Source organism: Weissella sp. LMG 11983, from assembly GCF_025908495.1.
Classification (GTDB): domain Bacteria; phylum Bacillota; class Bacilli; order Lactobacillales; family Lactobacillaceae; genus Weissella; species Weissella fermenti.
This window is the reverse complement of the sequence record NZ_JAOZFD010000002.1, coordinates 259,442-280,784: the sequence shown is the minus strand read 5'-3', so window position 1 is coordinate 280,784 and position 21,343 is coordinate 259,442. Positions and strand designations below refer to the sequence as shown.

The following is a 21,343-nucleotide window of genomic DNA, read 5'->3' as shown; positions in this document are numbered from 1 at the left end:
ATCAAGTATATCACATCTCAACAGGCCTTTTCGGGCAGAAAAGGAGTTAAACCCCAAGTTGCAACTTCAATTCCATCACCGCATCACGCAAGCTAGCTGCTTCTTCGAAGTCCAAACGCTTAGCTGCTGCACGCATTTGATCTTCCAAATTGGCAATCATGTCTTCTTGATCTAGACGCGCCATATCCTTGAAAGCCACTTCTGTGAAGCTTGCAGACTTGTTGCTGTCATCGTCAGATTCGTGGGTGACCGCAATCGAACCACGAATTTCCTTCTTAATGGTGTGTGGTGTAATACCGTGTTCCTCATTATATGACATTTGGATAGCGCGACGGCGGGCCGTCTCATCCATAGCTTCCTTCATTGAGGCCGTCACATCATCCGCATACATAATGACGTGACCATTCTCGTTACGAGCTGCACGTCCAATCGTCTGAATCAAAGAACGGGTATTGCGCAAGAAGCCTTCCTTATCGGCGTCCAAAATGGCCACCAATGACACTTCAGGCACGTCAATTCCTTCACGCAACAAGTTGATACCAACCAAGACGTCAAACTTACCCAAACGCAAATCACGGATGATTTCAGTTCGTTCAAGCGTCTTAATGTCTGAGTGTAAGTACTTAACTTTCACACCGACGTCTTCAAGATAGTCCGTCAAATCTTCGGCCATCTTCTTCGTCAACGTCGTCACAAAGACACGTTCATCTTTGGCGACACGTTCGTTAATTTCACCCAACAAATCATCAATTTGCCCCATAACCGGGAGCACTTCAATTTCAGGATCCAACAAACCAGTTGGACGAATAATTTGTTGCGCAACATCCTTGTTTGACACACGCTCTTCTTCATAATCACCCGGTGTGGCTGACATGTAGATAATTTGGTCAACGTGTTCTTCAAACTCATCCAGACGGAGCGGACGGTTATCCAACGCTGATGGCAAACGGAATCCGTAATCAATCAACGTTTCCTTACGGGCGCGATCACCCTTATACATACCACGTACTTGTGGCATCGTCACGTGGGACTCATCGACAACAATCAAGAAATCATCCGGGAAAAAGTCGAGCAACGTAAATGGTGGCTCACCCGGTGCACGACCATCCATGTGGCGTGAATAGTTTTCAATACCGCTGGTGAAGCCCATTTCACGAATCATTTCAATATCGTATTCGGTACGTTGCTTTAAGCGTTGCGCCTCCAACAACTTACCTTCTTCTTCAAATACCTTCAATTGGGCGTCCAACTCGGCTTGAATTGTCTTCAAAGCACGCTCACGAATCTCATCATTGGTCATAAAGTGGGTTGCTGGGAAGATGGTTGCCAAATCCAAATCAGCCGTCACTTCACCAGTCAACGAATCCACTTCGCGAATGCGATCAACTTCATCCCCAAAGAATTCAATGCGAATCGCCTTCGCGTCAGATGACGCTGGGAAGATTTCCAAAACATCCCCACGCGCACGAAAACGACCACGTTGGAAGTCGATATCATTGCGTTGGAATTGAATATCAACCAAGCGACGCATCAAATCATTACGCTCGATAATGTCACCAACACGAACGTTAATAACGTGATCATTATATTGTTCAGGACTACCCAAACCAAAGATAGATGACACTGAAGCCACCACGATGGTGTCGTTACGCGCCAACAATGATGCCGTCGCTGAATTACGAAGCTTATCAATTTCATCATTAATTGATGAGTCCTTTTCAATATACGTGTCAGAAGATGGCACATACGCTTCGGGTTGGTAGTAATCATAGTAAGACACGAAATACTCAACCGCATTATTTGGGAAGAATTCCTTGAACTCACCATACAATTGGCCCGCCAAGGTCTTGTTGTGTGACAAAACCAAAACTGGCTTATTGGCCTGGGCAATGACGTTTGAAATGGTGAAGGTTTTTCCAGTTCCGGTTGCTCCCAACAAGATTTGTTCCTTAACGCCATTCTTCAAGCCAGTTACCAGCTTATCAATAGCTGTGGGTTGATCCCCAGTTGGCTCATACTTTGACACAACCTCGTAGGTATGGCTGTCATCACGATTAATCATATTCGCCTACTCACTTTCTGCATTAATAGTTATTTTCTCTCAACAAACACAAAAGCCCACTGAGAACAGTGGACTTCTCTATTTATCATTATAACAACTTATGACTACTTTGCATTGAAGATGCCGATGTAGATGCGTTGTAATTGTTCTGAACCTGGAAATTGCTCGTCCAGCAACTCTGGCAGCACCTCACGAATAAAGTAAGCCACACTTGGCATGTCACGGAAAGCGAAAATCGTTTCCAAGCTTTCCTTGTAAATTTCCAAGAACACAGGCTCTGGGTTACCCTTTTGTAATTCGCCGTATGCTTCATACAACAAGTCAACCTTATCAGCCACTGACAAGATACGTCCTTCAAGCGTGTCATCCTTACCCTCGTGAAGACGACGCTTGTATGCTTCCTGCAACTCAACTGGAATCTCAGTCTTTACAAAGTTATCTGACAATGAGTCTTCCACATCAGCCAACATTTGACGCAAGGTTGCTGACGCATACTTAACTGGTGTGCGAATATCACCGATAAAACGTTCCGTAATATCGTGGTTCAAAGCCTTTTCGTAAAGCATACGCCAGTTAACGTCATTACCCGCTTGTTCTTCAATGTCACCCAAGAATTGCGCAGCTTCGGTAACCTTCCATGAGTGGGCGGCCACTGAATGAGGTTGATACTTAAAGTACCCCGGTGCGCGCGTGATCATTTCAAGTTCATTCAAACCTGATAAGTATTGATGCATCCCCATCCCATTCATCCTCCCCAAAAAATATATTTTTACTACCATACTTGTTTAGATTAATGTTTGCAAGCAAAAAACCAGGTCAAATTGACTGGCTCTGATGTCAAGACTCCTTTAGGAGACCTAATTTGTAGTATTGATAATTAGAAGTCCCAGTTCTTATCAATTGATGCATCTTTTTTACTCAAAGAGTACGATCCATCCTGTTGCATCACGAATGTTAACTCTACAGATTGTTCTTCGTCTGATGTTTTATGTGACCACATAGCTTTGCGAACTGTACGGTCATCAGATTGAGTTTCAGTTACCGATGTTGGGTTTCCATACTTAGATATGATGTCTTCGTAATTAGCACCACCTACGCCAGTTGTCTTGTCACCCACTGTCAAAGAGTTGTAGTCGTCATTTGTCCACTTAAATTTATCAGACCTCTTTGAAGAAGAGAGACTAAAAGATAAATCCGTGGTTTTTGCGATAGACTTGGTAAACTTATCAATTGATGCCCCATATAGGCTTTGAGTAACTAGTACAATAACTAGTGCGATAACTGACAAAATAGTCGAGATGGACGCAAAAATCTTCTGGCGACTTCGGTTAACAAATAGGCTTAGGCCTCCCAGAACAATCCCTATCACTGCGAGAATACCACCAAAATTATTGACGATAGGTATCCAGGAAATCGTTAGAGCTAATATGGCTAGGATTAGCGCAATGATTCCCAAAAGCTTATCTTCATCTCTTTTTCCCATAAAAAGTCTCCTCGTATTATAAAAATAATTAACATGAAATCTTATTGTTTGAGTTTCTTTGTTGAACTCCGAGTGATAGTCTCTAATTGTCATTGGCTTTGGTCAACTGGTATAGGCTAATTCTCCTTGTAGTTCTAACTACTTTTTAAGACTGCCGCCCAGGCAATCATCGGAATCACGAACCACATGCTGTATCGATTGAATCGTCTGCCAGAGTTGAGTAGCTCTGGGCGTAGCTTAGATTGAATCAACCTATGAATACTTATAGGCGAGGATGTGTTAGGTGATTGTAATTAGGGGTTATCACGCGGATGTCCAACTTGAGACCAGACAGTACACATGAAAGGAGGCCAATGAAAAATGAAACTATTTGTCGGTATTGACGTCAGTTCAAAGGAACTCGAAGTTGCGATCTTAACCTCAGAATTGGACGATAACGTCCTCTTTCGAGGAAAGTTCGCTAATGATATGAACGGTGCAACGGAGCTTAAGAAGGTGATTCTTGAGCTTCATTCACAACGTGAATATCAAAAGATTGTAATCGGCATGGAGGCCACATCGATGTATAGCTTCCATCCCGCCTACTTCTTTCAAAATGATGACGATTTAGCACAATTCGATACTGAAACAGTTATTGTTAATCCTCGTAAAACATCGCGATATAAAGGCATATTCGAAGAATCGAAAAACGATCAAATTGATGCATTCTATATTGCCGATTTCCTTCGCGTTGGCCGCTATTCCGTCGGAATAGTTCGACACGAGAAGTACGTTGCTTTACAACGACTCACCCGATCACGATTTGAGGTTGTGAAGAGTTTGTCCCGTTCGAAGCAACATTTTCTAGAAAACCTGTACTACAAGTTAAACAAGTTAGCCCTAGGAGATGCAGATACTTCTGTATTTGGTTCAACTATGATGAGCTTATTAACAGACAACCTTTCGGTTGATGAATTGGCTGAAATGCCCATTGAAGACCTTTCTAAATATCTAAACGAGAAAGGTCGTGGACGATTTGCAGAGCCCGAACGGCTAGCTAAATCTATTCAGAAAGCCATAAAAGGGTCATACCGTTTAAGTGCCGTAGTCCAAAATTCGATTGATGTTATTCTCTCGGTATACGTGACGGAAATCCGTACGTTTGAAAAACAAATCAAAATTCTTGAAAAGGATATAGAAAAATTGATGAAGACCATTGAAGAATCTAAAATCTTACAATCAATTCCTGGCATCGGACCCGTTTATGCTGCTGGTGTCATTGCGGAAATTGGACAAATCGAACGATTTGAAAATCAGGCCAAACTAGCGAAATATGCTGGCCTGACATGGAAACAAAACCAATCCGGTTCGTTCGAGGGAGAAATAACTCCCATGTCGCAATCTGGCGACGTCTACTTACGCTATTACTTAATTGAAGCTGCCAATTCAGTAAGGCGATATGATCCGACGTTCAAACACTTTTACGAAAGTAAAATCCGTGATGCAAAACGAACACCACACAAACGAGCCATCTCGCTTACCGCAAGAAAACTAATTAGGGTGATTGACGTTCTACTCCGCAATCATCAAATCTACAGAAAAGAGGAATTGGTATAGAAAAATAAGACCCAGATGTATAAATTCCTGAAAACCGGAGTTGAATTAAACACACACTCGCGGTTTATTAAAGTGCGTCTAAAATTGGATTCTTAGAGTTTGATATACCAACGTTTACTTGATCAACTTCTTGACATAAGACCACATATCTTAGCTTTTAACGTGGTTCCTATTCTGCACGTATAGTTCATAGTATAATAATGCCTTTACCTAGAAGATTGTCTACGCACTCTTGATAATAACTATCCGTATGATCAGGATAGATTGGAATTGTCGGTTCTACTGGATCAAGTGACGTGTAGGGAGGCTCCTTTAAGCCACGATATAGCGGGTTAAACCACTCTGTATTGGGAGAATAACCGCGAAGAATCATTTCGTTCATGACTTTACTGTGATACTGGAACAGTTTATAGGGCGAGTAGTTGAAAACATAGTTTACCGTTGCGTGTTTTTTGCCCCAGCCACCACCTCGTAATGCGCAGCATTCTCGATGTTGACCTAGTAATTGCTGCCGGGGTAACTTTTCAATAAGGTCTTCGTGCCAAAGTCTCATAGCATCCTCCTAATGGATAAATACAGTAATGAACGCTGTAAATCCAAACAAAATTCCTGGTACATTAGCAATTACGATTGGCATGTCACGGGTATGACCGTCCGACCCAAACAGTCCGTGAATGGTCCAGAAGATACAATTTAACATAGCTACAAAGGGCTGTATTGGATCACCTGCGTGACCTGATAGATTATCCACGATTTGTGGGATATACGAAACGTACATCAGTACAGACATCACACTAGCGATGCGACCAATAAGAACTAGTAATTTTTTATCTTCCATATTATTTTCTCCTTAATTTAACATTCTAAGTAAATGTGTTGTTCTATCCTATATAAAAAATGAAACCGGTAATAGTTACCTCGAAAGTATTGGCGCAGAAACCTAAAATCTTTTGCTTAGGCGCGCTAGGTGCTTTCGATAACTTAATACTGCACATTAGTTCATCTTTTTAACGGCGGCGGGAGATGTGCGTTTTTTAGTGTTGATATATAAATGCATCATTCACCGTATTAATAAATAAGTTGGTCATTTTACGAGTGATTGGCGAGTCTGGGCTAACCAAGTATTTCGTCCGTTTACCGGTTCCATCGCGACTAATCGGTCCTGCTTTAACCATTTCAGAAAGAGCCTTTAATGCTTGATATTCTGTCTCAACAGGTCTTTTACGTTTCCAAAGGTGATAATTAACCTATCACTTGAACAGTGAGTATGCAGGACGCCATGATTCTTTCAAACTGTTAATGAACGTATCCATGTCTGGAATCGTCAAAATCGTTATTTTAGTTTTCTGATGTCCGTTGTAACATCTGGATATTTTAGTTCGAGTGTTCTGGCAACACTAAACATTCGCTTGCCGCAACTTCCAGTGTGCTCGCCTAGCTTTGAAATTAAAAATGCGGTAAATATCTTTTTGGTCCCTGGCAATTGAGGTTCCTACTCACGTAAAATCTTTAGTTGAAATGCGTGCGCATTCCACCAGGTTTTTAAATTCGATATAATATGATAAACACGGTAATTTTAACTTGTCCTCTAGACATAAAGTAAGCATGGACCAAACTGCTTACCAAAGCCTATCTAAGTTACCGTAAAATACTCTGACCAGTTTCTTTGCGAACAAAATGCTCCTGTTATTATATTTTATCATACTAGAAAAAAAGTCCCATGTGGCCATTGCCCCCTTTTCTAAATTGAGTTCTATTCAAGTTTTTTCTTTGTAGCCTTGAACAATAACCAGCTAGAAACTACGCCTGTCACGGCGTTCATCACTATTGAAAATAATTGCGCTGTTTGCTCTGAAAGTGCTCCTTGGAAGAATTTTACCGGATACTCAGTTCCAAAAAACGCCAGGCCACACGTACTTGCAATAAAAATGATATAAAAGAATTGGTTACCCAAATTGGAGACTTTATATTTATGAGTAATACCTTCAAAGGAAAGCCGGCGACCGTTTTGAATGTGAAATTGGTTAAGATCATGATTAATACTACCGACGAATGTTGCCAAAAGTAAACTAGCCAATAATTTTATCACGGGATTCGGAAAAAAGCCAATTATGAAGCCAGCGCCCAAAATGAATAGACGCTTTTTATGTGCCAGCTTATTTTTCATTATTCCGCCCGCCTCAAAACCGACAATATATAAGCCGTACGTGATGAAAGTCGCATTTTCTGAACCAATCATTGACGTAAGTATCAGTGGCATAAACAACATCACATACGCCATTACAAGACCTCTTAACACTGTTGCGAAAAACAATTCAGAATGCCTAAGCCGCCCAAACTCCAATACGGCCAAGAAACTGACAACGACAGACAAAGTTAGTAGCATTCCGATGACCAACTTTTCTTCAAATACTGTTTGGCTAGCATTTAACATTGGCGATGCAAGTCCAACACGGGCGATGAAGTCCAATAACACGACAGCCAGAACTAGAGCTATGGCCTTACCATCTGCTACCAAATTATTGCCATCAGTCTTTGGCACGATAAACAACGTTGCGAAGTATAGCAGTCCCAGCAGAACGCTGCTAACATCCATTGGAAATACAACTTGCAGAATAACAAGAGCAATAACGATAGCCAACAAATCAATTAGTAAATTTGCTGGCTTTATCGGACGAAACAACTCTTCAGACTTGTACGTTAGAAAAAGTGGCCAAATAGTTGCTGATGAATATCCCAGCAAAATTGCAACAAGGACGCCCAACGCCTTAGTATTCGACTCGATAAACGGCATTAACATGAATCCGATACAAGCAGCAGCAACGCTACTTCTTAAGTTCATAAACGGGCCGGTCACGGTCACAATTTGATCCGGCAGTACCCAAACGGCCACAGATCTAACGCCATAAACAATTAATAACATTAAAAAATATGTTCCGGATTCAGAATTTGTGTAATTTTGTAACACCATTTCGTACGGCAAAATGATGGTAATATTTGCCAGAAAATATAGTATGGCATAACCTAACGTGTACATACAAAGCCCCCTAGCTTTCAAACTCAGTCCATTGTATGTGGTTATAACGCTTTAAAAAATTGTATCATTTTCTGTTCGTCTAAAAATAAAGCTCCTGACCATAAAACAGTCAGGGCCTTAGATAATCGACATTAATCTAATTTCTTTCGGAATGCTTTTTGTCATCAAGTCCGAAACCTCAACAATCCTTTTTGATTATCATCGCTGGACGAACGCCCCGGTTACGCTAAACATATTTGTCGAAAAATTGCAGGGCAAAGCCGCCCTTGTCGCGCTGCGCTGTCTGTATAATGTAGCGCCTGTCAAAACGAAATCATCATTCAGTTATCCCATTGGATAGCTGATAGAAAAGGATCCCTGGACTATGCCACCTTCAACACTATTGTTTTTTATTGCCGTTACGCTGTTTACCGTCATCTATTTTATTGTGTTAATAATTTTTGAGGGAATCCTAACGGCCTGCCAACACGTATTCGAAATTGATCATGATTGGCATCAAAAGCATTATCATAGTAGATAACCAACGATGCTTCATACAACGTCATTAGGAAAGGAAGGTATCACTCATGTCAATATTTGAAATATCTATCACACCACAACGATTTTTAGCGATTAAAAACAACAAATTGCGGACATTGGTAACTAGTCATGATACCCATGACTACGCCATTGGTGATATTATACTTGTGTTCCCGTTTGATTCCGATGCGCAAACATTCCTACGCTTCGATGACTTTTCGGGACATTTAGTGCCTCTAGCTCAAGCAACCCAACAGCCACTATCTTCAGAAGGGCTATTACTCGAGATTTGCTATATCGATTCAATTGATAGCCAACATTACGCACCTAGTTTCCAATTGGTAACGCATCATATGAAGCGCACAGACATTTTTGCTCAGCTTGAAGCACAAGGTAGACAATTATTAAAGCGATAAACAAGTAAAGGACTGATATTTTGAACTCACTATTTGTGGACTCTGACGTACAAACCCGCCAAATTTATTTTATTGGGATTACGCTCCCATTTGTAGCACCAGACGGTACCGTCCAGGAAACCCCAACGCGCTGGTTAAAACTATCAAACGACTTATACGCAGCACTCAAGCATGATCAACTAGAGGTTTCGTTTCTACTAGACAAGCTCATCAATGTCGAATCTGGTAACCATCGTAAAATCAGGTTAGCCCGTATTGTTGCGACTGCCACGTCTGATTTTGAGTATATGCAGCGCCAGACATCCTTACAATTACGCAAAAAGACTGATCTAATTGGCGCTCGATCACAATTCATTTTGCCAGAACACTTGCTGTCTGCTTACGTCTATGATGCGTTAACTTACCTTTACCATGACTACTCGCCAAGGAGTCATCGCGCAATTTATCAGGATGCGGCTTTATGGCAACGTAAAATGGCGCAACATGGCCATCCATCCGCCCTTCGATTAAAGTCGATAGAAGAACTACGTCTGGCAGCTCGTTTGCATCGCCAATTGGCAAAGCAACACGAAACTCGTTGATGTTTAGTTGAGGACTGTGATAGTCTAATGCTAGGTTGGAATGTGGCCGCCATTAAAGATCGCATCTGTTAGTAGCACACCTCTTTTACCTAAAATAGTGTGGATGTATTAGCTCATAAGTTCTCCTTGAATTACGCATAGCTACTAACACCCCCTTCATAGGTGTGGACTAGCGCCAATCTACGAGGGGCTTTTTTCTAATTACAATTTGCTTCTACTCATCCCAAAATGTCCAATGTCCGTCAAACATTATGTCTGAAATGCAATAAAAATAGAAAAAATTGCACATTTAAACAAAAACGTTCAATTTTTCACATTAGGGTGGACACAAGTTAGTTTAAGCGTTAGAATTATTCCCATGGTTAATTATTTGATACCTGCAGATAATTAACCAACGCTATCACATTTCTTGGGGCTTACCAGTTACCTATATCAGATTTTGGTAACTAGTCTATCCAACTTATTATCAAAATGTGACATTGTGTAGGTCGTATACTCACCTCAAAAACTCACCTACACAATGTCACTCTTTAATCATAGTCCAATATGATTAAACTGTAAACTCTTTTGCCCCAAAATGTGAGACCCCCCGAAAGTTTTAAACTTTCGGGGGGTCTTTATGTTATGACAGCTTAAAATTTGTGTTATAAAACTTACATGAATATCAGGTTGTTATGTAAGCAAGTTACCATCTCACGGATAAGAACTATCTGTTTTCAGTTTGCCTGGCGAATTTTCAATTTATACTCGTGTAGTGTTTACCGGCTTATGGTTAAATGTCATCATAGAAATGATTATTCGTACAATCACGAATTTTAGTCAAAATTGGCTTTGCCCAGAACCATTTAACAAAAAAGGCTCTGATGTCAAGACTCCGGACCTCTTTTTAGAGCCCGCTAGGGCTCGTACCACGAAAATTTTTCAAAATGACCTGATTTCGTACAGATTTTGGGTCATTTTTTAATGGGGTCCAGGGGTTTTGCCCCTGTGCCTGCCGGAGGCTATGGAGTTACGGTGGTCTAGTTTGGATTTTGTTGAATTTCACAAGTCTGAGGGTATAGCAAATAAGCACTTGTCAGAGTGATTTTTGGACTTCACAAAGTCAGTGCTTGTAAACGCCGGTGTATAGGCAAATTTGTATAATCGCGTTTATGTCATCTAGAAATTGGTCTAGGCGGCATCACGGAGTGATATACGATTGTTGTTATACCAGTTGACGTACCATCCAACAGCGGCTTGCACATCAGCGATACTCTCGAAATCCTGTTGGTAGATCAGCTCCCTCTTGAGTAACGAGTGAAAACTTTCGATGCGGGCATTATCGTAAGGGTGCCCTTTACGGGAGTAAGAGTGCCTAATACCTATGGACTCCAGTGTATTTTCAAACAATTCGCTGGTATACTGGCTTCCCATATCGCTATGCACATACAGTGGTTTTTCACCTCGTCTTAGCGCCTTAACGATTACTGAGGTTGCTAGTTGAGCTGTCATCGTATCTGCGATTCGATACGACAGCACCTTACGGTCTTCCGGATCATATGCACTAGCCATGTAAACCCATGTCTTATCGGTCAACTGGATATACGTAATGTCAGTTGTAATTACGCCACTTAGGTCATCCAGATTGATAATGAGATTTGGCATCTGATCTTTGTCATTGACTGTTGTAGGCTTGTTATATCGCTTTTGCATACGCGATTTCAAGCCAGCTTCACTCATCAATTGCCATACAAAGCGGTCGCTGATTGCTAGTTTGAATAAGTCGCGCATGGTTTTAGCAATTCGTCGATAACCATAAATGCCTTTATTGGCTGTGTAAATTGATTCGACGGCAATTCTCAATTTGTTGTGTTGTATTTCTTGTGCGCTCGGCTCCCAATGGATCCAGTCAGAGTAAGTGGACATTGGAATTTTCAAAGCACTCAGAACGCGTGTGATGCGGTGCCCCTGTACCAAATTTTTGTGGATAATTGGTAAAACAACACTTCTACCGCGCAAAACTAATGTTTTGCCAGCAACACCGCCGCACGTTTTAAAATTTCGAGCTCTTCTTTCAAAATTGCGTTTTCCTTACGCAACTTCTTCAATTCATCAGCTGATATTGATTCGCCATTCACTTCTACAGGCGCATATTTTTTGACCCAATTCCGAATTAAATCGGCTGAAGGACCGTATTCCTTGGATAATTCATCGGGCCGACGGCCCGCTTTAACCATCTCCACGATGGACTTTTTAAAGTCCTCTTCATAACGTGTAACCATAAATAAAAATACTCCTATGATGATATTTTACCAAACTAGAAAAACTAGTCCGGAATCTCATCATAAGAGCAAAACACCCGTTTTTTGTTAAAATATTTGAACTACTTGTGGCGTAGCTTCTTTTAATATCCGTTAACCACTGTCCAAGTTAACGTAGTCTGGTAGCTACCAGGCATGAAATTATTACCGTTAGCATACAGTCTCAAGCCATCATTTTTCTGCCAACTAATTGCTGACAACGCTTGACCTGCGTTCGTTTGGCCAATCTGTACCCCATCATTATCCAACGTTGTGAAATTACCATTCTCATAGTAACGCAACTTCGATGGTAAGACGGCATTGATATTATCCGTCATCTTGAACGGTGCATCTTGGCTAACAAATACCTTGAGCGCTGATTTGTCACGACGCGTATCTTTCACATCAACAACTGTATTTGGTGCATTCGTTGCATCTGTGCGATCGAACACCTGATCCGTATTCACAAACGGGTGCGCACCATAATCAATGTTCTTCGGCGTGAATTTAAGCATATTGTCGGTGTAGTTTATCGTCATGCTCGTTCCGTCAGTCGTAAACTTAGTCCCGTCCGGGTTATTGCCGGTCACAAATGGCAGCGTGTCAAAGGAAAGTTGTTTACCACCAGCATCCCCAATTGTCACATCAGCAGTAAATTCAAGACTTCCCGGACCAACAAAGTTAACGTTATTAACGAGCACGACATCCGTGGTACCTTGATGAGTCACCGTATAATCGGTCCCTGCTGTGAGCGTCTTGTCGCCCAGCTTCACCTGATTAAATACCGTACCCGCTGGCACTTCGAAGCGGTAGACACCATTCGTCATTGATGATGCCTCAGCCGTATTTTTAATATCCGTCACATACCGAACTTGATCACCCGGCAAAACACTGTTAATAGTTGTGTTGGCTGCATTATGATCATCCGGATACGTCGTATTAAACAACTGATTTTGAATGGTTAACTTAACTGGATTTGCATTTTCCTGCTTCTGAACATTCACAATCGCATCATTTGATAACAAAGTCGTCGGTGACACGTAGTAATTTGAGCCGGTTGCCAAAGCGGTATTACGCAAGGCAACATCCTCATTCACCGTCACCTTGGTTTGAACCGTCTTCGTTACCCGACCATCCACCGGAACATCACCAACCGATAGTTGAATGTGTTTTTGTCCATCCAACGTCGTAATGCCATCTGGTAAATCATCGTTGATTTCAACATCTTCCCAGGTATTTCCAAGTCCATTCAACTTTGAATTTTTAACCACAAATTGATACTCTAACGTATCACCAACTTTTGCCGTTGTACTATCTTTAAACTCAGTCTCACCAGCCGTTACATTGCGAACCAGCTTCGTTAAATTAGGTTGCTGAATAACTTCTGTATAAGCAACGGCTCCAATCATTGATTTAGCTCCAGTTGAACCACTGAATCCCCAGTAGACATTACCATTACCAAATTGCGATAGTTTGACTGTGTGGTCTCCCACATTTGCGCCATCAAATGTCGTATTCATCGTCCCTTGACCAGTCGATGTGTTCGGCGTCCATGTAATAACAACAGAGTGCCATTTCGCATCATTCATATTAGCCTTAAAAGGCGAATAGTGCTTCATATACTTCTTACCGCCACCAAAGAAGCCAGTACTACCATACTCATCAGGATGGACGTATGCGACGTGACCTGATCGCCCAAGTTGATTAACAACTTGCGAATCACTATAGTCCGCGTTGGGATAGGGGTCAAATTCCACACTTAGGGCATTGCGAATATAACCACTGTAAGTGCTATTACGAATTGTTCCATAGACACCCAGACTTTCACCGTTCTGACCAAGCGCAGTTGGCCCCTGACCTTGCAAGGTGAACGTTAGTCCGTCGGCACCTCCTGCCATATAGATATAGAACTTGGTCTGAAAGGGCTTATTAATATTGACGGGATTTTTATACCACATGGTTTCATAGGTACTTTTTGTCCCGTCAGAAATGATTTGCATGTTGCGATACTGATCATCCTGTTTCGGCGTGTAACCATTGATATAAAAATTTCCAGCCACGTTCGGACCTGATGACGGTGGTGCCGGCACAACACCTGCTGCCTTAACATCGTTAGACTGCGTATCCGTTAGCCCCGGCGCTAGTCCTACCGGCACACCAATAAATCCCAGCAACACAGCAGCCAACATCACCATCGTTCGCAGCCGGCCATGTTTATGCTCCATCACGGCTCCTCCTTTTCACTAAGTAATATTCACCACCAGCAATACCAGTCACGAGCAGCCCGCCACCCCAATAATAAGGCGTCCAATTATGCTTTTCGGGTTTATCCGTCGTACCCGGCGATGGTTTTATATTATTAAACGCTACCGTTTTTTCTTGATCATCCTTTTTAAACGTCACAGTTGCTTTGGTAAACGCATCTGGACGGCCATCTACTGGCAAAAACAGCTTAAATGGCGACTTCGGCGCGATTGTAATTGGCTGCAACGTCTTTTCAGCAACTTTCTTGTTGTGGTTATATAACGTCAACGTTGCCTGAACCCCAGTCAACAACTGCGCTGTATCATTGTCGAATTTAAATTCGTAACCTCGCTTAGTTGTCGTGAAAACATCAGCCACATTGGTGACATCAAGACCGCTTACAGCCGTCGTTTCAGTTTCACTTGTCGCCATCACGATACTAGTAATGAGTGAGATATTATTTTTAATATCATTCTTTGATGACTGGGCTAACTCTGTCACACGTAAACCGCCAATCTTCACCCCGTCAAATGGTTCTTGATCCGTTTTTAAATGAAACGTGATATGTTTCGTTTCATTTGGTGCGATGGTCCCCGTTTGTTTTGGTTTATCAGTCAACTTACGAATACCTTGACGCTTGTCGGTATCACGATATACTAGTTGCCCATTCTGATTTGTATAGGCATCTTCTATCTCTGCTTGATAGCGGCGCTTTTCAGTCCCCGTATTCGTGATATCAGCTTCAACAGTATAGTCATGGTCCGCTTCATAGTGAAAACTATAAATATTCGGCTTTGCCTGCGACACTGATTCGCTAATGACAGGCGTGACGGTTAAATCCTGACCTTTCAGCGTTGTCGCCGACACATTAGCCCCCAGTAACAATCCCAATAAACAGCTAAGGCTCAGAATCCCCCATTTCTTCATCGCTACTGTCATTTTTCTTGCTTTTTATCGCGAGTCAAATACCAGGCATAACCCATTGACCCAATTAAAATCACAACCAGCGTCGAAACGCCGCCCTTCATCATGGCGCTCGTCTCTGGCAATTGTGTTTGTTCAACGATGACAGTTGGTCGATTACTGTTGCTTAAATCATCTTCAGAGCTTTGTGTTTGACTCTGATCAGCTGTTTTATTTTTTACACCAACACCGGCATCTGAATGACCATACGTTTCTGCATGCATCGTATTAACTGGTGCCGCCAACAGCGCTAGTGATAGGATCCCTGACAATAGCATCCCCACTTTTTTACGCATCATTCCTCCTCCTTTAAAACTTAACTTGCTTGATTCTGTTCCGCCTTCTTTTTACGGTGGATGTAGTACCAAATTGCCAAAATCAAAATAATCAAAATAACGGCCAAGATAATCCACTTAATCCATGGGTTGTAGTGATCATTAATCACAACTGCATCTGCAATATCAACCGTAAAGTCCTTCTCTAACGTCCAATGGTGTCCATCAGCTGTTTGTACTTCGGCTTTGTAGTGATAGTCTCCAGGCTTAATCGTCTTCTTGCCCCAATTATTGGTGAACTTGAAACTAGAATTTGGCGCCATGCTCAACCCAGTTTCCGTCGTCTTACCCATCACTTTGCCATCATCTTTAGTCGTAATCGTGGCGTTCACCGTCATATCACTGATAATGGCTGGCTTGATATTCTTGTAAACCGACTTCACCTTAATATCTGTGCCAACACGACCGGCTTTAATTTCACCCAACTTCAAATCAGACTCAGCTGTTTTGTCTTCTTCTTTCAAAACAACCGACATCGTGTAAGCAAACTTATTCTTTACGCTCACACCTTTGTGGGTTAACGGATTTTCTTCAGTCGCTGACTTTACTAATAAACCACCTACCACAACACCTTCAAACGGCTTCTTTGGTGTCGTAAACGTAAACGGCACTTCCACAATTTCGTTAGCGGGAATCGTGACGGTCTTTTTGTGATCCGCCTTGCGAACAATATTGCGGAACTTCACCGGTGCCGTAGTCGTTTTAGGTGCTTTTACACGATCAATCGACAAAACGCCCGAATCAGCCGTGTATGATGTCGTTGGCTGAATTGTTACTTTTTGATCTTCCTTAGATAAATTAGCGATCTTAAGTTTGATGGTTTCTTTTTGACCAGGTGTTACCTTTAAATTAAAAATACCGTTCTGCGCAATTTGATTTTCTGGATATACCGGCGCAATCGCTATTTCTGATGTCCCGGTTGCATGAGCGGTTACCGCACTAAACGGGAACACAAGCAACATCGCTAACACCATAAATAGCGGCTTCAATAAACGCTTAAACGTCATTGTCATGATGGTTATTTTTCTCCCTCTGTATCAGTTTCACCCCTAAATAAACAAAAGGACCCTTATTCAGGGTCCCTAAAAAGATGCGAAGTTTTAGTTTACCGAAGCATTAGGCGTTGCGTTTAGTGTCCATGTAATAGGCGCATCGTATTGACCGGCTGGTACGTTAGCACCCATGTCCAATGATGCCGTGTTAGCCTTGTTGTAGTAAACACTCGTGCTTCCGTAACCCGTACCTTGTGCTGATTGCATGACACGGTGTTGCGTCTTGTCACCTGAAACAAGCTTTGGTTGGTACAAGCTTGGCATCTTACCTGACGTGTTCTCACCTGAAGTTTGCTTCAAGTTGATTGCCCAGTCAGAAAGGTTTGCAACGGCAGTACCGTCAACGTTAGCAAAGTCACCCAACGTTGCCGTCAATTGCCAAGGCATTGTCGTTGTTGTCGTTGAACCATCCGCCCCTGAAGTTGATGTTGATGTACGTGAATCCGTAACCTTCAAAAGTCCTGAATCATTTCCATCATCAGAAATCAAACCTTGGTTGTTAATCAATGGCAAGTTCTTGTTTGCCGTCTTTGATTGCGCCAAACCGAAGTTCATGTCAGGCACAGCATCCAAAGTCAAGAATCCTTCTTGAACCTTTACCGTGGCATCTGAGTTACCTGATACAGATCCCTTTGCATCGTTCTTAGTTGTGCTCGTAGCTGCTGGCAAAGTTGAATCAGCATTTGCAACGATTCCAGTAGTTCCCACTACAGCTGCCAAAGCGGCAGCACTAGCCAAAATTGACTTGTATGACATAGTTCCTCACCTCAAAAATCTTATTTGTAACTTAAGTACAAGATGATATTACCTAAATTATTTACATTCATTTAACGGTTCTTTTTATCACAGAAGAAATTTTCCATTAAGTAAGTTGCAAACCTAATTAATAGCTGACATAAGAATAAACTACTAAGCTTGGATGCGTAGTTAAAACTTGATGGATTTCATCTACGATTTTATTACATTTATAATGTAGTGAGGCAAAAACAGCCGTTATTTTCCCTTGAAACCTGAGAACAAAATAGAAACTTCACTGTTTTTAAAAATTCAGCAAAAGTATTTAGGTGCATGATACCATGTTTTGAAAACTAGATTACTAAAACTTTTACGTCACAAATTCAGAAAAATGTTATAGGAACATCATAGTTTTAGATATCAGTAAGATGTGCAGGGATTATATGACTTAGACGCGTTTCAGTTGGCAACTGATGTAGTCGGGATAAGTGATTTGAAGCAGCTGACGTCTACTATAAATCTCTTATCGACAGCATTCTGTATCATATATCTAACCGTTTAATAGCTAATAATCCCGTAGACGATAATACACGTATGTACAAGAACAAAGTTTGTGACACGCGCGGTCTCGACATAATAGTGTTCACAGAGGAACTCTTTCCTTATGTGCCAAGGTTCTCGGATCCACTTATCGTGATCTGTCAGTCACGATCCCTTACTACGACCAGAAGATGAAGGATACACTGCGATAAAAATCGGGTTCATAAATCGATTCAGTTAACATGCTCTTATGATGAGATTCCGGACTAGTTTTTCTAGTTTGGTAAAATATCATCATAGGAGCATTTTTATTTATGGTTACACGTTATGAAGAGGACTTTAAAAAGTCCATCGTGGAGATGGTTAAAGCGGGCCGTCGGCCCGATGAATTATCCAAGGAATACGGTCCTTCAGCCGATTTAATTCGGAATTGGGTCAAAAAATATGCGCCTGTAGAAGTGAATGGCGAATCAATATCAGCTGATGAATTGAAGAAGTTGCGTAAGGAAAACGCAATTTTGAAAGAAGAGCTCGAAATTTTAAAACGTGCGGCGGTGTTGCTGGCAAAACATTAGTTTTGCGCGGTAGAAGTGTTGTTTTGCCAATTATCCACAAAAATTTGGTACAGGGACACCGCATCACACGCGTTCTGAGTGCTTTGAAAATTCCAATGTCCACTTACTCTGACTGGCTCCATTGCGAGCCGAGCGCACAAGAAATACAACACAACAAATTGAGAATTGCCGTCGAATCAATTTACACAGCCAATAAAGGCATTTATGGTTATCGACGAATTGCTAAAACCATGCGAGACTTATTCAAACTAGCAATCAGCGACCGCTTTGTATGGCAATTGATGAGTGAAGCTGGCTTGAAATCGCGTATGCAAAAGCGATATAACAAGCCTACAACAGTCAATGACAAAGATCAGATGCCGAATCTGATTATCAATCTGGATGACCTAAGTGGCGTAATTACAACTGACATTACGTATATCCAGTTGACCGATAAGACATGGGTTTACATGGCTAGTGCATATGATCCGGAAGACCGTAAGGTGCTGTCGTATCGAATCGCAGATACAATGACAGCTCAACTAGCAACCTCAGTAATCGTTAAGGCGCTAAGACGAGGTGAAAACAAACTGTATGTGCATAGCGATATGGGAAGCCAGTATACCAGCGAATTGTTTGAAAATACACTGGAGTCCATAGGTATTAGGCACTCTTACTCCCGTAAAGGGCACCCTTACGATAATGCCCGCATCGAAAGTTTTCACTCGTTACTCAAGCGGGAGCTGATCTACCAACAGGATTTCGAGAGTATCGCTGATGTGCAAGCCGCTGTTGGATGGTACGTCAACTGGTATAACAACAATCGTATATCACTCCGTGATGCCGCCTAGACCAATTTCTAGATCAGATGCTTATTTGCTATACCCAGGATTTCGGTATAACAGACTTGTGAAATTCAACAAAATCCAAACTAGACCACCGTAATTACAGAGTCTCCGGCAGACACAGGGAGAAAACACTTGGCCCCATTAAAAATGACCCGAAATCTGTACGAAATCAGGCCATTGTGAAAAATTTTCGAGGTACGATCTCTAACGGGATCGAAAAAGAGGTCCGTAGTATTGACATCAGAGCCACATTCATCAATTTCGTTAATCGAATTTACGTAGACAACAGTTCAAGGCTAGGAATACATCGTCTAATTGCGTATCACGATATGACCAAGCGTCATATACTAGCGAAAAGTATGGAATAAACACGAGAGTTCTTATCAAGCATCTGAAGCATCGTCATTCGTAGTTAAACATCTGCAACAGCAAGTAAAGAATACTATTGAGATGATTGCCTAACGAGAAGTAGTTATCACTAACATGATTAATTTATCGAAGAAATTAGCCGTTTGTGGAATGCTGCTTAGTATTCCTATCAGTACCAGTTGACTTTGAGCCCAAAGAGCCGCAAAAGGGGTTCTATTCTTTTTGGCGTTGGTGATTAATCACCGACGCTTTTTTTGCACTTATCAATCATTCTCAAAACAAAAATAAAAAACACCAATAGCTCGGTGTATCCTAAAGTCGTCTAAAACCAAAATACAAGGAGAGCTATTGATGTCTTTAAATGATTTATCCTACGTAGCGTCGGATTAACAGACCCGAATTTCGAATTTTTAAATTTTTAATGGATGATAACGGTGAGTTCAACCACATCTCATATCGTGGAAAAGATAATCATAAAACTATCGTTTATGAAGCCACACTACACGGTGATATTGATCGATGCACGTTGTGTGGCCAAGAGAGCGTATTAACCAAAAATGGTTTCAGCAAACCCACCGAAGTAAAGCTACCAGCAACTAACGGTTTCGATAACCGCCTACGCCTGCGTAAGCAGCGCTATTACTGCCATGACTGCAACGCGTCTGTAGTTGTGTCATCACCCGATTTAGAAGAAGCCCGAAACATCTCTAAACCTCTACGCCTTCAAGTTATTCGGCTGGCTATGGAGGATATTTCAGAGAAAGTTATCGGTTTTATTTTGCGTCTCTCACACTCAACAGTTCACCGTGTTATCAATGACGAACTCCAGGATTATCGTTATGACTACAGTCATTTACCAGCAGTTCTAAGCTTCGATGAAATTCGAATTAGCAGATCATACGCTTTCGTGTATGCATCACCTGACAGCTTTATGGAGATATTGCCAAGTCGTGATTTAAACACAATCCGAAGTTATTTCTATGGCTTCTCTTTGAAGCAACGCCAGGCAGTCACACACGTCGTCATGGACATGAACGCTAGCTACGCTACCCTCGTTCCAGAACTATTTCCTAATGCCCAAATTGTCATTGATCGATTCCATATCGTTCAACTGATGACCCGTGCTATCAACACTATTCGCACAGGCATTCAGCATCTACTTGATAAGCACTCTCGTGAATACAAAATAATGAAAAACGGCTGGCGCCTTTTCCTTAAAAAATACAGCAACTTAGAAACTACCCATCGTAAATATATGCGAGGCTTGAACGAATATATCACGGAAGAAGAAGCCATCACGCTAGTGTTCAAATCATTCCCCGTTCTCGAGGCGGCTTATTTAGTGTACCAAGAAGCTTTAGAAGCAATGGACAAGCGTAGCCCCGAGCTAATTCATGCATTGATCAGCACTTACAAACCGATAGGTTCCGCCATGGACGTGACCATCGGTACTTTTAAGCGCAATTTAAAAGGCATCCTCGAAAGTCTTCGTTGCCCATGGTCAAACGGTAAAATCGAAGGCATCAACCGTCGCCTTAAGCAAATAGCTCGTACCGCATACGGTTATCAAAACCTCGGTAATTACATGCGACGCATCCGTATCCAAATGAAGTATGGAAAATTCTAAAAAAAGTGGTGACAACATTTCTGTCATCACCACTTTTTGCGACTCTTCAAATCGCGTTAATTTTCAATTTTATTGTCGACCAACGCTATTTGGCATAGAGCCG

19 protein-coding genes are annotated in these 21,343 nt (G+C 41.7%); 6 read left to right on the top strand and 13 right to left on the bottom strand.

What is annotated here, in order from left to right; translation table 11 throughout:
- Positions 1-46 precede the first annotated feature (46 nt).
- The 3 genes from uvrB to OIT45_RS10875 all read right to left on the bottom strand — a co-directional run bounded on the left by uvrB (position 47) and on the right by OIT45_RS10875 (position 3,545).
- Complete coding sequence (uvrB, locus tag OIT45_RS10885; protein ID WP_199404824.1) at positions 47-2,062, bottom strand: excinuclease ABC subunit UvrB; 2,016 nt, start codon at positions 2,060-2,062, stop codon at positions 47-49.
- Positions 2,063-2,166: 104 nt separating this feature from the next.
- On the bottom strand, positions 2,167-2,802 hold the full coding sequence (locus tag OIT45_RS10880) for a YfbR-like 5'-deoxynucleotidase (protein ID WP_003608244.1): 636 nt from the start codon (positions 2,800-2,802) through the stop codon (positions 2,167-2,169).
- Between the two features lie 137 nt (positions 2,803-2,939).
- On the bottom strand, positions 2,940-3,545 hold the full coding sequence (locus tag OIT45_RS10875) for a DUF4190 domain-containing protein (protein ID WP_264340076.1): 606 nt from the start codon (positions 3,543-3,545) through the stop codon (positions 2,940-2,942).
- A 360-nt stretch (positions 3,546-3,905) separates the two neighbouring features.
- On the opposite strand from OIT45_RS10875, the gene OIT45_RS10870 reads away from it, so the two are divergent.
- A complete protein-coding gene (locus OIT45_RS10870) occupies positions 3,906-5,141 on the top strand; it encodes an IS110 family transposase (RefSeq protein WP_199404826.1) in 1,236 nt (411 codons plus the stop codon).
- A 187-nt stretch (positions 5,142-5,328) separates the two neighbouring features.
- On the opposite strand, the gene OIT45_RS10865 is transcribed toward OIT45_RS10870, so the two are convergent.
- The 3 genes from OIT45_RS10865 to OIT45_RS10855 all read right to left on the bottom strand — a co-directional run bounded on the left by OIT45_RS10865 (position 5,329) and on the right by OIT45_RS10855 (position 8,178).
- Entirely contained in the window at positions 5,329-5,694 is a 366-nt protein-coding gene (locus OIT45_RS10865) for a TIGR02328 family protein (RefSeq protein WP_199404827.1), read from the bottom strand.
- 9 nt (positions 5,695-5,703) lie between these two features.
- The gene (locus OIT45_RS10860; RefSeq protein ID WP_199404828.1) at positions 5,704-5,979 is read right to left on the bottom strand and encodes a hypothetical protein; all 276 of its coding nucleotides are present in this window, start codon (positions 5,977-5,979) and stop codon (positions 5,704-5,706) included.
- Positions 5,980-6,894: 915 nt separating this feature from the next.
- A complete protein-coding gene (locus tag OIT45_RS10855) occupies positions 6,895-8,178 on the bottom strand; it encodes a hypothetical protein (RefSeq protein ID WP_199404829.1) in 1,284 nt (427 codons plus the stop codon).
- Between the two features lie 566 nt (positions 8,179-8,744).
- Between OIT45_RS10855 and OIT45_RS10850 the strand changes: the two genes are divergently transcribed.
- A complete protein-coding gene (locus OIT45_RS10850; RefSeq protein WP_199404830.1) occupies positions 8,745-9,113 on the top strand; it encodes a hypothetical protein in 369 nt (122 codons plus the stop codon).
- Between the two features lie 20 nt (positions 9,114-9,133).
- On the top strand, positions 9,134-9,694 hold the full coding sequence (locus tag OIT45_RS10845; RefSeq protein WP_199404831.1) for a hypothetical protein: 561 nt from the start codon (positions 9,134-9,136) through the stop codon (positions 9,692-9,694).
- A 1,170-nt stretch (positions 9,695-10,864) separates the two neighbouring features.
- On the opposite strand, the gene OIT45_RS10840 is transcribed toward OIT45_RS10845, so the two are convergent.
- The 7 genes from OIT45_RS10840 to OIT45_RS10810 form a co-directional block, all read right to left on the bottom strand.
- Positions 10,865-11,692, bottom strand: coding sequence for an IS3 family transposase (locus OIT45_RS10840; protein ID WP_264329899.1), 828 nt, complete (start codon positions 11,690-11,692; stop codon positions 10,865-10,867).
- A 2-nt stretch (positions 11,693-11,694) separates the two neighbouring features.
- Positions 11,695-11,955, bottom strand: a complete 261-nt coding sequence (locus OIT45_RS10835; RefSeq protein ID WP_264329950.1) for a transposase — start codon at positions 11,953-11,955, stop codon at positions 11,695-11,697.
- A gap of 122 nt (positions 11,956-12,077) precedes the next feature.
- On the bottom strand, positions 12,078-14,198 hold the full coding sequence (locus OIT45_RS10830; protein WP_264340075.1) for an L-type lectin-domain containing protein: 2,121 nt from the start codon (positions 14,196-14,198) through the stop codon (positions 12,078-12,080).
- Positions 14,188-15,156, bottom strand: a complete 969-nt coding sequence (locus OIT45_RS10825; RefSeq protein WP_199405011.1) for a WxL protein peptidoglycan domain-containing protein — start codon at positions 15,154-15,156, stop codon at positions 14,188-14,190. Before OIT45_RS10825 ends, OIT45_RS10830 begins: the two co-directional genes overlap by 11 nt.
- Complete coding sequence (locus OIT45_RS10820; protein WP_199405010.1) at positions 15,153-15,479, bottom strand: hypothetical protein; 327 nt, start codon at positions 15,477-15,479, stop codon at positions 15,153-15,155. Before OIT45_RS10820 ends, OIT45_RS10825 begins: the two co-directional genes overlap by 4 nt.
- A 17-nt stretch (positions 15,480-15,496) precedes the next feature.
- Positions 15,497-16,528 carry a DUF916 and DUF3324 domain-containing protein gene (locus OIT45_RS10815; RefSeq protein ID WP_199405009.1) on the bottom strand — a complete coding sequence of 344 codons (1,032 nt, stop codon included), beginning with the start codon at positions 16,526-16,528 and terminating at the stop codon, positions 15,497-15,499.
- An 87-nt stretch (positions 16,529-16,615) separates the two neighbouring features.
- Positions 16,616-17,323 carry a WxL domain-containing protein gene (locus tag OIT45_RS10810; RefSeq protein ID WP_264340074.1) on the bottom strand — a complete coding sequence of 236 codons (708 nt, stop codon included), beginning with the start codon at positions 17,321-17,323 and terminating at the stop codon, positions 16,616-16,618.
- 833 nt (positions 17,324-18,156) lie between these two features.
- Here OIT45_RS10810 and OIT45_RS10805 point away from each other — a divergent pair.
- The 3 genes from OIT45_RS10805 (at position 18,157) to OIT45_RS10795 (ending at position 21,240) form a co-directional block, all read left to right on the top strand.
- Positions 18,157-18,417: a transposase gene (locus tag OIT45_RS10805; RefSeq protein WP_264329950.1), complete on the top strand. Its 261-nt coding sequence runs from the start codon at positions 18,157-18,159 to the stop codon at positions 18,415-18,417.
- Between the two features lie 2 nt (positions 18,418-18,419).
- Complete coding sequence (locus OIT45_RS10800; protein WP_264330363.1) at positions 18,420-19,247, top strand: IS3 family transposase; 828 nt, start codon at positions 18,420-18,422, stop codon at positions 19,245-19,247.
- Between the two features lie 787 nt (positions 19,248-20,034).
- Positions 20,035-21,240, top strand: a complete 1,206-nt coding sequence (locus OIT45_RS10795) for an ISL3 family transposase (protein WP_199404855.1) — start codon at positions 20,035-20,037, stop codon at positions 21,238-21,240.
- Positions 21,241-21,343 lie beyond the last annotated feature (103 nt).